Genomic DNA, 13,088 nt, shown 5'->3' with positions numbered 1-13,088 from the left:
GTGACACTAAGATCGTTCACGGAGGTTAAGGTGTCAATGACTCAAAGCAGTGACATCCGGGTCGCCGTCTCGACGGTCATCCTGACGTTGCGACGCACGGATGACGGGCGAGCGCGACTCGCCCTGCCGCTCGTCCTGCGCACCCGCGAGCCGTACGCGCAGCAGTGGGCACTTCCCGGCGGCTGGCTGACCGTCGCCGAATCGCCCGTCGACGCAGCGGCACGCACGCTCGCGGAGACCACCGGCCTCGCGCCCAGCTACCTGGAGCAGCTCTACGCCTTCGGTGCGGTCGACCGCTCCCCCACCCGAGTCGTCTCGATCGTGTACTGGGCGCTGCTCCGCCAGGACGACGTGACGGCCCAGATCGCTGCGCACCAGGCCTCCGGCCGCGCCCCCGAGAACGTCCGCTGGTTCGACGTCGACCAGCTGCCCCGACTGGCTTTCGATCACTCCGAGATCGTCGAATACGCGCTGTGGCGACTGCGCAACAAGGTCGGCTACAGCCGGGTCGCCCAGGGTTTCCTCCCCGAGGAGTTCACGCTCGCCGAGCTCCGAGAGGCCTACGAGTCGATCCTCGGCCGGACCCTCGACCCGGCCAACTTCCGCCGCCAGGTCGAGGCCGCCGGAAAACTCCTCCCCACCGACCGCTTCCGTACCGGAAGTCATCGTCCTGCACGTCTGTACCGCGACAACACCGATGTCGAGCTGGCCGACCGCGGCCCGCTCGGTCCCGAAGAAACGAGCACCCGATGAGCATCACCTTCGTACCCGCTCCCGCCGTTCCCCCGTTGGACCCCTCGGTGGACCATGCGATCCAGGCGATCGTCACCGGCGCGTCGACCGACGCCACCTGCGCCACAGACCTCGCCGCCGGGCCCTGGGACTTCGACGCGCGTCCCGGGTACGGACCCGGTTCCTCGATGGGCGACGTCATCCCGACCGGAGCGCCGCGACAGGGCGAGCTGCCCGCCGCGTACCGGGAGGCATCCGAGGAAGAGCTCGACGGACGGATCCGCACGGCCAAGGAGACGCTCGGCGACCGGGTCGTCATCCTCGGCCACTTCTATCAGCGCGAGGAGGTCGTCCAGCACGCGGACTACGTCGGTGACTCCTTCCAGCTCGCCACCGCGGCCAAGGGCCGGGCCGATGCCGAGGCGATCGTGTTCTGCGGCGTGCACTTCATGGCCGAGACCGCCGACCTGCTCTCCCAGCCCGACCAGGCGGTGATCCTCCCGAACCTCGCGGCGGGTTGCTCCATGGCCGACATGGCCGACATCGACCAGGTCGAGGAGTGCTGGGAACAGCTCGAGGAGGTCTTCGGCGACCTCGAGGCCACAGACACCGAAGGCCGGGTCCCGGTGATCCCGGTGACCTACATGAACTCCTCCGCGGCGATCAAGGGCTTCGTCGGTCGACACGGCGGGATCGTCTGCACATCGTCGAACGCCCAGACCGTGCTCGAGTGGGCCTTCGAGCGCGGCCGCCGCGTGCTGTTCTTCCCCGACCAGCATCTGGGCCGCAACACGGCGAAGGCGATGGGCGTCCCACTCGAGCAGATGCCGATGTGGAACCCGCGGCGAGCGCTCGGCGGTTCGTCCGCCGAGCAGCTCCTGGACTCTCGGGTGATCCTGTGGCACGGCTTCTGCTCGGTACACCGGCGCTTCACCGTCGGCCAGATCGAGCAGGCCCGCGCTGAACACCCCGGCGTACGTGTGATCGTGCACCCCGAGTGCCCGATGGAAGTCGTCGATGCCGCCGACGAGGCCGGCTCGACCGAGTACATCCGGCGGGCGATCGACTCGGCGACCGAGCCCTCCGCCTTCGCGATCGGCACCGAGATCAATCTCGTCCGACGCCTCGCGGCGCAGTATCCGCAGCACGAGATCTTCTGCCTCGACCCCGTCGTCTGCCCCTGTTCGACGATGTACCGCATCCACCCCGGCTACCTGGCCTGGGTGCTGGAGGAACTCGTTGCGGGCCGCACCCCGAACCGGATCACGGTCTCGGGCGACGTCGCCGACCCCGCGCGGGTGGCGCTGGAGCGGATGCTCGCCGCCAAGCCACCGGTGACCGCAGGCGCGCGATGAACGTCGTCGTCGTCGGGTCGGGCATCGCGGGACTCACCGCAGCGCTGCACGCCGCGGAGGCCGGGCACACGGTGACGGTCGTCACCAAGGGCGCGCTCGGAGACGGCTGCACCGCACTCGCACAGGGCGGCGTGGCCGGGGTCTACGGACCGGGAGACTCGGCCGGGCAGCACGCGGACGACACGATGGACGCGGGTGCAGGGCTCGCCGACCACGCGGCGGTGCGGGCGCTCGTCACCGACGGGGCAGAGCGGATCGCAGAGCTGATCCGCCGGGGTGTCGCTTTCGACCGGACGGCGGACGGCGAACTGCAGCTCGGACGGGAGGCCGCGCACAGCCACGGCCGCATCGTGCACGCGGGCGGAGACGCCACGGGAGCCGCGATCTCCGCGGCGCTCGTCGCTTCCGTGCGGCGCACTTCGATGAGCATCATCGAGCAGGCGCTCGTGACCGAGGTGATCGTCACGGATGGCGCCGCGCGCGGAGTCGTCCTCCTCATCGGCGGGGAGATCGCCGAGGTCTTCGCCGATGCCGTGATCCTCGCGACCGGTGGCGCCGGCCAGCTCTACGCGCATACGACGAACCCTCGCGGCGCGACGGGCGACGGCATCGCCGCGGCTCTGCGTGCGGGAGCGGCTGTCGCCGACCTCGAGTTCATCCAGTTCCATCCGACGATCCTGGCGACCGGTCCGGCGTTCCTCGTCTCGGAGGCAGTGCGGGGCGAGGGCGCGACTCTGATCGATGACGGCGGCCGTCGGTTCGCCTTCGACAGCCACACGGACGGTGAACTCGCTCCGAGGGACGTCGTGTCGCGCGCCATAGCCCGGCAAGCAGGGATCCAGGCGGCACCCGTGCGCCTCGACGCCACCATGCTGGACGCCGAGACACTGGCCGCGCGGTTCCCTACCATCGATCGCGTGACGAGGGAACGCGGATACGACTGGTCGAGCGAGCCCATCCCCGTCACTCCGGCCGCGCACTACCTGATGGGCGGCGTCGTCACCGATCTCGATGGCCGCACCACGGTCCCCGGGCTCTATGCGGTTGGTGAGGTCGCGCGCACCGGCGTCCACGGCGCGAACCGACTGGCCTCGAACTCCCTGCTGGAGGGAGCCGTCTTCGGCGCCCGCGCCGCCGCCGCGCTCACGACTCCCTGGCGCCCGATCTCCCCGGAACCGTCTCGCGCGGCAGTCCGCGAACCGGCGCCCCTCTCGTCTGCGCCGCCCGCCTTCACTCGCGGCGGCCTGCAACAGCTGATGTGGGAGGATGTCGGTCTCCTGCGCTCCGGCGCGCAACTCGCCCGTGCCCAGGCCACCGTGCGCGCCTGGGCCGCATCCGTCCCCGCTCCGGCCACGGCCATGGAGCATGAGGACGCGAACCTGCTGCTGCTCGCCGAGGCCACCGCGGCCGCCGCCCTCGCCCGCACCACGTCGGTCGGCGCCCACCATCGAGTCGACGCCCCCGCACCTGAAGCACTCCCGTGGTCCCGCGACCGCTCATCGATCCTGGAGACCGTCTGATGCTCACCCGCGCCACCCTGAACCGCATCGTCGGAGCGGCCCTCGAAGAAGACGCCCCCTGGGGCGACCTCACCAGCACCACCCTGATCCCGGTGGAGGCGACGGCCACGGCCGACCTCGTCGCCCGCGAACCCGGGGTGTTCAGCGGTGGTGCGGTCTTCGCCGCCGCCTTCGCCCTCACCGATGAGGAGCTCGTCGTCGACGTGCACGTCGGCGACGGCGACGAGTTCGGCGCGGGGGACGTCCTGGCCTCCGTTTCGGGTTCGGCACGCAGCATCCTGACGGCCGAACGGGTGGCGCTGAACTTCGCGCAACGGATGAGCGGCATCGCGACTCTCACCGCGACGTACGTCAGCGCGATCGAGGGGACGGATGCGCGCATCGCCGACACCCGCAAGACCACGCCGGGGCTGCGCGCCTTCGAGCGGCATGCGGTCGAGTCGGGTGGCGGGCGCAACCACCGATACTCGCTGTCGGACGCGGTGATGGCCAAGGACAACCACCTGGCCGTGCTCACCCGATCGGGCCTCGACCTCGCAACCGCTCTGCGCCAGGCGCTGTCGCGTCTTCCGCACACCACGCACATCGTCGTCGAAGTCGACAGGCTCGACCAGATCCCCGCCGTCCTCGACGGCGGGGCACACACCGTGCTGCTCGACAACTTCTCCCTCGACGATCTGCGTGCGGGCGTCGCCGTGATCGGCGGGCGGGCGACGGTCGAAGCCTCCGGTGGGGTCAGCCTCGACACCGTCGCCGACATCGCACGCACCGGCGTGGATGTGATCTCGGTCGGGGCACTGACCCACTCGGCCCGTGCCCTCGACCTCGGCCTGGATCTGCGGATCGACTGAGCGCCGTGCTCTACCTCGACCATGCAGCGACGTCTCCGGTGCGTCCGGAGGTGCTTGACGCGATGCGCCCGTACCTGAGCGGAGTGTTCGGCAATCCCTCGAGCCATCACACGGCAGGCGAAGCGGCGGCGAGCGCGCTCGACGACGCCCGCGCCCGGGTCGCGCGGGTGCTGGGGGTGCGAACCGGAGATGTGGTCTTCACCGCGGGAGGGACAGAGGCGAACAACCTCGCGGTGAAGGGCATCACGCTCGCGGCCCTCGAGACCGGGAAGCGGCATCTCGTGATCTCCCCGATCGAACACGAGTCGATCCTGGAATCCGCCGACTATCTTCGGCGCTTCCACGCGGTCGAGGTGACCGTCCTGCCGGTGGACGACGCCGGTCGGATCACACCGGAGGCGCTCGCGGCGACGATCAGAAGCGACACGGCGCTGGTCTCCGTCGGTCATGCGAACAACGAGGTGGGCACGGTCCAGGATGCGACGGCGCTGGCATCCGCAGCCCGGGCTTCTCGCGTACCGCTCCACCTCGATGCGGTGCAATCAGCCGGGTGGCTTCCGCTGAGCGATCTCGGCGCCGACGCCGTGTCCATCGCCGGTCACAAGCTCGGCGCCCCCAAGGGCATCGGTGCGCTGGCCGTGCGGGGGCGCATACCGCTGGAGCCGTTGCTGCACGGTGGTGGTCAGGAACGCGGGCGTCGGTCGGGAACGGAGAACGTCGCCGGAGCCGTCGCGCTGGCGACCGCCCTGGACCTCGCGGAGAGCGAGCGGGAGGTTGTGGCGCCCCGCGTCGCCGCGACCACGGCACGGTTCATCTCCTCAGTGCTCTCCCGCCTCCCCGAAGCAGCCCTCAGCGGCGATCCCGCGCACCGTCTGCCCGGCACGGCGAGTTTCACCTTCGCCGGCACGAGCGGCGAATCGGTGCTCCTCGAGCTGGAACGCCGAGGCGTCATCTCCTCGAGCGGGTCGGCGTGCGCGGCGGGAAGCGACGATCCCTCGCACGTCCTCCTCGCCTGCGGCGTGCCCGCCGAAGTCGCGCAGACCTCGGTCCGATTCACCTTCGGCAGGGAGGTCCTCCCCGACGGCGCGCCGGAACACCTCGCGGAACTCGTCACAGACTCCGTGCATGCGGCCCGGGGATGAAGCGCGGCCATAGACTCAGCGGGTGACTGCCTCCGACCCGATCGTGACGCTGGTCGTCCCCGGACGCGATATCGCCGCCTTCGCCCCTGCCGCGCTCGACTCCTTGCGTGGACAGACGGAGTCCCGGTGGCGGGCGCTCCTCATCGATGACGGGTCGACGGACGACACGGGAGCGATCTTCGATGCGGCCGCGGCCTCCGACCCACGCTTCACGGCGATCCATCACCCGGCGTCCCGCGGCCTCGGGGCCGCGCGCAACCTCGGAATCGAGCGGATCGACACCCGGTACCTCGGATTCCTCGACGGCGACGATGAGCTGCTCCCCGACGCGCTCGCCCGGATGACCCGGACGCTCGATCACACCGGAAGCGACTTCGTGGCCGGCGCCTACGTGCGCTCCCGCCTGGAGGGGGCCGGCTACGTCGCAGGGCGGGTGCAGCCCTGGGTGGCGGCCGCGACCTCGCCGGAGCGACTCGGCACGACCCTCGCCGCGCACCCGAAGGCGGTATCGAACATCGTCGCGTGGTCCAAGGTGAGCCGCACCGAGTTCTGGCGCGGCCTCCGATTCCCCGAAGGTGTCGCCTACGAAGACCAGGTGGTCGCGCAGCTGATGTACACCCGGGCGCGCGCTTTCGACGTGATCCCCGACGTCGTCGTACGGTGGCGCCTCCGTGCCGACGGCACCTCGATCACGCAGGGCAAGTCGCAGCTGACCGTCCTGCGCGACTACCTCGCGGCCTTGCGAGGCGGGATCCGTGTGCTGCACGAAGCGGGCGCTCGCGCATCCGTCACCGCTCGCCTCGACCTGATCCTCGCGATGGACATCGCGCCCCTGCTCGAGATCGCGCGCACCCACCCCGACCCGACCTACACGGTCGAAGTCGATGCGTTCATTGCGGAGCTCCGGGCACTCCCCGAGTTCGCCGATGCCGCCCCCGACCCCGCCATCGCCGCCGCGCTCGCGTGGTGACGCTCATCTTCCCGACCGAACAGGCACCCGCGACATGCACGACTACCTCTCCTCCCTCTTCTCCCTCGACGGTCGCACGGCGGTCGTGACGGGCGGCAGCTCCGGCATCGGTCGGGGCATCGCCACCGCCCTGGCCCGTGCCGGTGCCGCGACCGTGGTCGTCGCCCGTGGCAAGACGCGCATCGACGAGACGGTCGAGGAACTCCGCGCGCACGGCTGCCGCGTCGCCGGAGTCGTGGGCGATCTCAGCACCCGCCCGGGCATCCACGCTCTCGCCGAGGCGGCCACGGAGCCGTTCGGCGAGCCGGACATCCTCGTCAACTCCGCCGGCATCAACATCCGCCCTCCGTTCGCGGAGATCACCGAGGACGACTGGGATGCGACGATGACGGTCAACGCACTCGCACCCTTCCTCCTGGGTCAGCGGTATGCGCGCGGCATGGTGGAACGCGGCTACGGCAGGCTCATCCACATCAGCTCCCAACAGGCTCACCGCGCCTTCGTCGGCAGCGGGATCTATGGTGCGTCCAAGGGGGCCGTCGAGTCGCTCATGCGTTCGGAGGCGGAGGCATGGGGCGGCACCGGCGTGACCAGCAACACCCTGGTGCCCGGGTTCGTGCTCACCCCGCTGAACGCCCGTCTGCAGGAGGATCCCGAGAAGATCGCCGAGCTCGCCGCACGCACGATGATCGGCCGCAACGGCCTTCCGAGCGACTTCGCCGGTGCGGCGATCTTCCTCGCGGGCGCGGGCTCCGCCTACGTGACAGGGCACTCGCTGTTCGTCGACGGAGGCCTCTCGGTGCACTGAGGCCGCCACGGCGTCTCAGGACTCCGGCGGGTAGATCGGCTCTTCGGGTCGAGCCTCGCCCAGCAGGGGCACCCCTGCGGTGATCGCCTCGACCGCGTCGGCGCCCGCAGAGTCGGCAGGCGCCCGATCCGCGCGACGATCGGCGAGTGGGGCCGAGGTTCCGCTGGACACGGCCTGGTCGACGGCGGCCTCGGCGTCGAGCACGCGGGACGCCGCGACCTGTTCCGCCGCGAGTTCGGCGTAGAGCCCGCCGAACGAGAGAAGCTCCGCGTGGGTGCCCGACTCGACGATGCGCCCGGCTTCGAGGACGTGGATCACGTCGGCCCCCATCACGGTGGACAGTCGGTGCGCGATCGACAGGGTGGTCCGCCCCTTCGCCGCTTCGTCCAAAGCCTCCTGCACGACGCGCTCCGACACCGTGTCGAGCGCGGAGGTCGCCTCGTCCAGGAGCAGGACCGGCGGGTCCTTGAGCAGCACACGGGCGATCGCGATGCGCTGCTTCTCGCCCCCGGACAGCCGATACCCGCGCTCGCCCACGACGGTGTCGTAGCCCTGTTCGAACCCCGCGATGATGTGGTGGATGTTGGCCGCCGTGCAGGCCGCGATCAGTTCGTCCTCGGTCGCGTCCGGCTTGGCGTAGCGCAGGTTCTCGCGGATGGTCGCGTGGAAGAGATAGGTCTCCTGCGACACGATGCCCACGTGATCGATGATCGACGCCTGGGAGAGATCCCGCACGTCGGCACCGGCGAACATCACGGCGCCGCCCTTCGCCTCGTACAGGCGAGGAGCCAGGTAGAGGATCGTGGTCTTTCCCGCGCCGGACGGTCCGACGAACGCGACGTGCTGTCCCGGTTCCGCGACGAAAGAGACTCCGTCCAGCGTCGCGCGGGCATCGGCGGACGCATCCGGGTAGCGGAAGACGACGTCGACGAACTCGAGTCGTCCGCGCGGGCCCGGAGCCTGGTCGACCGTGATCGCGTCGGGGGCGTCCCGGATCTCGGGCACCAGGTCGAGGTACTCGAAGATGCGGGCGAACAGCGCCGACGAGGTCTGCACGTCGAGCGACACGCGCATCAGTCCCATCAACGGCATGAGCAGCCGCGCCTGCACCGTTGTGAACGCGACCACGGTTCCTGCGGTGATGGCGCCCGTGCCACCGGCGATCAGATATCCCGAGACGAGATAGATGACGGCGGGCACGCTGGCCATGAGCACCTGGACGACCGCGAAGAAGCCCTGCCCGCTCATCGCCCTCCGCACCTGCAGGACGACCTGGTTGCGGTTCTCCGCCTGATAGCGCTCCGACTCCGTGCGCTGACGGTTGAACGCCTTCGACAGCAGCATCCCCGACACGCTCAGGGTCTCCTGCGTGATCGAAGTGAGCTCGGAGAGGGACTCCTGTGTCTCGCCCGCGATCCGGGCGCGCACCTGCCCCACGCGTCGCTGGACGAAGATGAGGAACGGCATCATGACGACCGCGATGATCGTCAGGCGCCAATCGATCAGGATCATCGCGACGAGCGAGGCGATGACGGTCACGACGTTTCCCAGGATGCTGGTGACGGTGTTGGTCAGCACGCCCGAGACGCCGCCGACATCGTTCTGCAGTCGGGACTGGATGACCCCTGTCTTGGTGCGGGTGAAGAAGCCGAGCTCCATCGCCTGGAGATGCTCGAACAGCTTCACGCGCAGGTCGCCCGTCACGCTGTTGCCGACCGTGGAGGTGAGCCAGGTCTGCGCGACACCGAGCGCCGCGGAGAGCAGGAACAGGCCGACCATCGCGGCGACGAGCACGGCCAGCAACTCGAGGTGAGGGCCGCCGCCTGCCACGGGGAACAGAGCATCGTCGAAGATGCGCTGCACGATCAGCGGCGGGACGACGGCGATCGCGGCGCCGACGACCACGAGGATCCCGGTGAAGAAGATGCGCCAGCGGTAGGCGCTGAACAGCGAGACCACACGCGCGCCGAGACCGGGAATCCGGGGCGCCTCGGCGTTCAGCCTCCGCTGCGCGTCTTCGTCGACTCCGCGGAATCCACCGCGGTGCCCTCCGCCCATGCCGCCGCCCATGCTCATGGCGCCAGCGTACCCACGCACGGGGACACCACGGCCCGCTCACCCGTTCTCCACGGATATCTGTGAGTTCGGAATGAAATGTCGGCGATTGCCGTTACGCTGATTGACTCTTGCGAACTCTCGCGATATCCGTTTCATCTTCGCCCTGGAGGCCGCCCATGTCTGCCGTCGATACCGGCTCCATCCCGACGCCCCCCGCGGCGGCAGGGGGCGAGATCTCCCGCACCGATATGCGCGTGATCTGGCTGCTGCTCGTCGCTGCCTTCGTCGCGATCCTCAACGAGACCACGATGGGGATCGCGATCCCCCATCTGAATGCCGACCTGGGCATCCCACCCGAACTCGGCCAATGGCTCACGAGCGCGTTCATGCTCACGATGGCCGTGGTGATCCCGACCACGGGGTTCATCCTGCAGCGGTTCACCACCCGCCAAGTCTTCATCGCCGCCATGTCCGCGTTCTCGCTCGGCACCCTCGTGGCCCTCGTCGCTCCCGGGTTCACCGTGCTGCTCGTCGGACGCGTGATCCAGGCCGCCGGCACCGGCATCATGATGCCATTGCTGATGACGACGATCATGAACGTCGTTCCGCCGCAATCGCGCGGTCGCATGATGGGCCGCGTCGGCCTCGTGATCTCGCTCGCTCCGGCGATCGGTCCGACCCTCGCCGGAGCCGTGCTCGAGTTCGCCAGTTGGCGCGCACTCTTCGGGATCATCCTCCCGATCGCGCTGATCGCCCTTCTCATGGGCGTGAAGTGGATGACGAATCTCGGTGAGACGCGGTCCGTCCCGCTCGACATCCTCTCGATCCCCCTCGCAGCGCTCGGCTTCGGCGGAGTCGTGTTCGGACTCAGCCAGTTCGGAGCCGAAGGTGGATCGGGCGAGACCGCCGGCATCATCTCGCTGATCGTCGGTGCGCTGTCGCTGGGACTGTTCGTCTGGCGTCAGCTCGTGCTGCAGCGCATCGACGATGCGCTGCTCGATCTGCGTGTCTTCCGCTCGCGCAACTTCACGCTGTCCGTGATCATCATGTCGATCCTGGCGCTGTCGATGTTCGGCACCCTGACGCTCCTGCCGCAGTACCTGCAGAACGTCGCCGGGCTCAACCCGCTTCAGTCCGGCCTGATCCTGCTCCCCGGCTCTGTGTTGATGGGGCTGCTCGGACCGGTCATGGGCCGTGTCTACGACGCGCGCGGCACTCGTCCGTTGCTCATCCCCGGCACGATCCTGGTCTCGTCGTCGCTGTTCTTCTACTCGACGGTCGGCGAGCACACCATCTGGTGGGCGCTCATCATCGTTCAGGCGGCCATGTCGGTCGGGCTCGCGATGTCGTTCACGCCGCTGTTCTCCGCCTCACTGGGTTCGCTGCAGCGCTCGCTGTACTCGCACGGGTCCGCGGTGTTGAACACGATGCAGCAGGTCGCCGGGGCCACGGGTGTGGCGCTGCTGGTGGTGACCTACTCGACGATCCTGCATGCCGGCGAGCAGGAGGGGCTGACGACCGCGGTCGCGGGTGCTCCTGGTGCGCGCACGGCCTTCCTGATCGCGGCGTTCATCTCGCTCGCGGCCGTGGCGCTGAGCCCGTTCGTCCGCAAGCCTTCCGACGACGCCGGCGGAGCCCTCCCCGGCGGTCACTGACCGCCCGTAGACGACCGGCGATGGCGTCTGCCCGTTACTCGTTCTTCGGCGCGGGGAACTGGCAGACGCCATTGCTGCAGTAGCCCGCAGCTTCGCCCTCGAGCAGGTTCAGGGAATCCAGGAGCGGTTGCAGCCCGGCGGGCTCTTCCTGCTGCACGGAATCCTGCCGCGTGTTCTTCATCCCTCGATGCTACGCCTGTCGGGAAGGGGTGGCGCCGGATCCGCACGGCCGGACATACCCGCAGATCTACCGCGGTTCTCCCGTACGGTTGAGGGATGGTCAAACGACTCCTCGCCCGCATGTTCTGGGCGTTCAGCAGATGGACGCTCGTGAGCGAGGCAGCGCCGACGCGGCCCACCGTTCTGGTCGGCGCTCCGCACACGAGCAACTGGGACTTCGTGCTGATGCTGGCGATCGCCTGGCGACTCGGCATCGACGTGCATTGGCTCGGCAAGAAGAGCCTCTTCCGTGGATGGCGCGGTCCGATCATGCGTGGGCTCGGCGGAATCCCCGTCGACCGCGCCGACCCCGCGAGGGTGGTCAACGACGTCGTGGGCCAGGTGCACGCGGGTACGGTCTTCGGGCTCGTCGTGACACCCGACGGCACCCGGGGCGGCAACGAGTACTGGAAGTCGGGCTTCTACCGGATCGCCCGCGCGACAGGCATGCCGGTCACGCTCGGGTTCGTGGATCGGACGACCATGACGAGCGGACTCGGTCCGAGGATCGACCTGACCGGCGATGTGGCGGCCGACATGGATCGGATCCGAGCGTTCTACGCGGACAAGGCCGGCGCGCGGCCCGAGCGTCGCACCGAACCGCGACTGCGTGAGGAAGGCGCCGAGACCACGGAGCCCGACGCCGCCTAGACAGTGGGCGAGTGGGGAATCCACACTGAGACCATGACATCAGATCCTTCGGGTGGTGGGAACGGTCTCGACGGACGAGATGAGACCACGAACGAACGGGCGGATCGCAACTGGGAAGAGCTTCTCCAAGAGCTTCGCGTCATGCAGACCGGGACCCAGATCCTCACCGGCTTCCTCCTTGCGGTCGCCTTCCAGCCACGCTTCACCGACATGGACGCGCTCCAGCGCGATCTCTACGTCGTGCTCGTCGCTCTCGCGGCGGTGGCGACCATTCTCGCCCTGGCACCCGTGGGGATGCACCGGGCACTGTTCGGTCGGCGTCGCAAGCCCGAGCTGGTGCGCATCGCGGCGCGGATCGTCCGCATCGACCTCGTCGTGATCGGCGCGCTGACCATCGGCGTGACGACGCTGATCATCGACTTCACGGTCAACCGCGTCGCCGGCATCATCGCGCTCATCGCAGCGCTCATCCTCGTGATGGCGCTGTGGGCGGCTCTTCCGCGACTCGTGCGCGGCAGAGCAGCGGCACTCAGCGCCCCGCGGGACTCCGGTTCTCGGCACTGACCATCCAGGCGAACTGCTCGAGCCGTTCGATGATCGCGTGCAGGAGGTCGGCAGAAGTCGGGTCCTCCGCGTCGACCGCGTCATGCACGTCCCGAGCCGTTCCCACGGCGGCCTCCAGACGCTCCGTGACGAGGTCGATCGTCTCCGTGGTCGAGACCTCACCGGCGGGGAACTCGGGAAGCGACGTGGTCTTCGCGACGGTTGCACTGCGCCCGTCAGGAACGGCATGCAAGGCGCGCATGCGCTCCGCGATCGTGTCACTGAATGCGCGCGCATCGTCGATGATCTCGTCGAGCTGACGGTGCGTGTCGCGGAAGTTGCGCCCCACGACGTTCCAGTGCGCCTGCTTTCCCTGGATCGCGAGATCGAGCAGGTCGACGAGAACGGCCTGCAGGTTGTCCGCGAGGGTCTTCGAGGCCGTGAAGCCCTTCTCCGCGTTCTGCTGCCTGGTCGTCTTCGCCGCGCGCTTCGTCGAGTCGCCGGTCTTCTTGGTGGTCGTGCTCTTCGCCATGATGTACCTCCGGATTCTGACGCTAGTCCCGGACGCGGACGGGAGCGAGGGG

General features: G+C 69.2%; 13 protein-coding genes. 10 read left to right on the top strand and 3 right to left on the bottom strand.

Features of this window, described 5'->3' with window-relative positions:
* Nucleotides 1-36 precede the first annotated feature (36 nt).
* Genes LC041_RS07715 through LC041_RS07685 form a run of 7 tightly spaced genes read left to right on the top strand, consistent with a single transcriptional unit; the run spans nucleotide 37 to nucleotide 7,378 of the window.
* Nucleotides 37-753: an NUDIX hydrolase gene (locus tag LC041_RS07715; RefSeq protein WP_226532517.1), complete on the top strand. Its 717-nt coding sequence runs from the start codon at nucleotides 37-39 to the stop codon at nucleotides 751-753.
* On the top strand, nucleotides 750-2,087 hold the full coding sequence (gene nadA / locus LC041_RS07710; RefSeq protein ID WP_226532516.1) for a quinolinate synthase NadA: 1,338 nt from the start codon (nucleotides 750-752) through the stop codon (nucleotides 2,085-2,087). Before LC041_RS07715 ends, nadA begins: the two co-directional genes overlap by 4 nt.
* Nucleotides 2,084-3,607 (top strand): L-aspartate oxidase, encoded by a 1,524-nt coding sequence (gene nadB, locus LC041_RS07705; RefSeq protein ID WP_226532515.1) that lies wholly within the window; start codon nucleotides 2,084-2,086, stop codon nucleotides 3,605-3,607. The genes nadA and nadB overlap by 4 nt, the downstream gene beginning before the upstream one ends.
* A complete protein-coding gene (nadC, locus tag LC041_RS07700; RefSeq protein ID WP_226532514.1) occupies nucleotides 3,607-4,458 on the top strand; it encodes a carboxylating nicotinate-nucleotide diphosphorylase in 852 nt (283 codons plus the stop codon). The genes nadB and nadC overlap by 1 nt, the downstream gene beginning before the upstream one ends.
* Before the next feature lie 5 nt (nucleotides 4,459-4,463).
* Entirely contained in the window at nucleotides 4,464-5,600 is a 1,137-nt protein-coding gene (locus tag LC041_RS07695) for a cysteine desulfurase family protein (RefSeq protein WP_226532513.1), read from the top strand.
* 22 nt (nucleotides 5,601-5,622) lie between these two features.
* Nucleotides 5,623-6,570, top strand: coding sequence for a glycosyltransferase family 2 protein (locus tag LC041_RS07690; protein WP_226532512.1), 948 nt, complete (start codon nucleotides 5,623-5,625; stop codon nucleotides 6,568-6,570).
* A gap of 34 nt (nucleotides 6,571-6,604) precedes the next feature.
* Entirely contained in the window at nucleotides 6,605-7,378 is a 774-nt protein-coding gene (locus LC041_RS07685) for an SDR family NAD(P)-dependent oxidoreductase (RefSeq protein ID WP_226532511.1), read from the top strand.
* Between the two features lie 15 nt (nucleotides 7,379-7,393).
* On the opposite strand, the gene LC041_RS07680 is transcribed toward LC041_RS07685, so the two are convergent.
* A complete protein-coding gene (locus tag LC041_RS07680) occupies nucleotides 7,394-9,448 on the bottom strand; it encodes an ABC transporter ATP-binding protein (protein ID WP_226532601.1) in 2,055 nt (684 codons plus the stop codon).
* A gap of 164 nt (nucleotides 9,449-9,612) precedes the next feature.
* Here LC041_RS07680 and LC041_RS07675 point away from each other — a divergent pair, with 164 nt between their 5' ends.
* A complete protein-coding gene (locus LC041_RS07675) occupies nucleotides 9,613-11,091 on the top strand; it encodes an MDR family MFS transporter (protein ID WP_226532510.1) in 1,479 nt (492 codons plus the stop codon).
* 34 nt (nucleotides 11,092-11,125) lie between these two features.
* Here the strand turns inward: LC041_RS07675 and LC041_RS07670 are convergent, their stop codons facing one another.
* The gene (locus LC041_RS07670) at nucleotides 11,126-11,272 is read right to left on the bottom strand and encodes a hypothetical protein (RefSeq protein WP_226532509.1); all 147 of its coding nucleotides are present in this window, start codon (nucleotides 11,270-11,272) and stop codon (nucleotides 11,126-11,128) included.
* A 95-nt stretch (nucleotides 11,273-11,367) separates the two neighbouring features.
* Between LC041_RS07670 and LC041_RS07665 the strand changes: the two genes are divergently transcribed.
* Nucleotides 11,368-11,961: a 1-acyl-sn-glycerol-3-phosphate acyltransferase gene (locus LC041_RS07665; protein WP_226532508.1), complete on the top strand. Its 594-nt coding sequence runs from the start codon at nucleotides 11,368-11,370 to the stop codon at nucleotides 11,959-11,961.
* Nucleotides 11,962-11,994: 33 nt separating this feature from the next.
* Entirely contained in the window at nucleotides 11,995-12,525 is a 531-nt protein-coding gene (locus LC041_RS07660) for a DUF6328 family protein (protein WP_226532507.1), read from the top strand.
* Here the strand turns inward: LC041_RS07660 and LC041_RS07655 are convergent.
* Nucleotides 12,491-13,036, bottom strand: a complete 546-nt coding sequence (locus LC041_RS07655; protein WP_226532506.1) for a Dps family protein — start codon at nucleotides 13,034-13,036, stop codon at nucleotides 12,491-12,493. The two genes, LC041_RS07660 and LC041_RS07655, sit on opposite strands and share 35 nt — an antisense overlap.
* Nucleotides 13,037-13,088 lie beyond the last annotated feature (52 nt).

The sequence above is a fragment of the Microbacterium paraoxydans genome, assembly GCF_020524545.1.
GTDB lineage: Bacteria > Actinomycetota > Actinomycetes > Actinomycetales > Microbacteriaceae > Microbacterium > Microbacterium paraoxydans_C.
The sequence above is the reverse complement of the archived record's forward strand: the minus strand, read 5'-3'. Positions and strand labels throughout refer to the sequence as shown.

Coding starts and splice junctions, on each gene's coding strand:
- LC041_RS07715 (WP_226532517.1), top strand. CDS start 37: ATGACTCAAAGCAGTGACATCCGGGTCGCCGTCTCGACGGTCATCCTG.
- nadA (WP_226532516.1), top strand. CDS start 750: ATGAGCATCACCTTCGTACCCGCTCCCGCCGTTCCCCCGTTGGACCCC.
- nadB (WP_226532515.1), top strand. CDS start 2,084: ATGAACGTCGTCGTCGTCGGGTCGGGCATCGCGGGACTCACCGCAGCG.
- nadC (WP_226532514.1), top strand. CDS start 3,607: ATGCTCACCCGCGCCACCCTGAACCGCATCGTCGGAGCGGCCCTCGAA.
- LC041_RS07685 (WP_226532511.1), top strand. CDS start 6,605: ATGCACGACTACCTCTCCTCCCTCTTCTCCCTCGACGGTCGCACGGCG.
- LC041_RS07680 (WP_226532601.1), bottom strand. CDS start 9,448: ATGGGCGGCGGCATGGGCGGAGGGCACCGCGGTGGATTCCGCGGAGTC.
- LC041_RS07675 (WP_226532510.1), top strand. CDS start 9,613: ATGTCTGCCGTCGATACCGGCTCCATCCCGACGCCCCCCGCGGCGGCA.
- LC041_RS07670 (WP_226532509.1), bottom strand. CDS start 11,272: ATGAAGAACACGCGGCAGGATTCCGTGCAGCAGGAAGAGCCCGCCGGG.
- LC041_RS07665 (WP_226532508.1), top strand. CDS start 11,368: ATGGTCAAACGACTCCTCGCCCGCATGTTCTGGGCGTTCAGCAGATGG.
- LC041_RS07660 (WP_226532507.1), top strand. CDS start 11,995: ATGACATCAGATCCTTCGGGTGGTGGGAACGGTCTCGACGGACGAGAT.
- LC041_RS07655 (WP_226532506.1), bottom strand. CDS start 13,036: ATGGCGAAGAGCACGACCACCAAGAAGACCGGCGACTCGACGAAGCGC.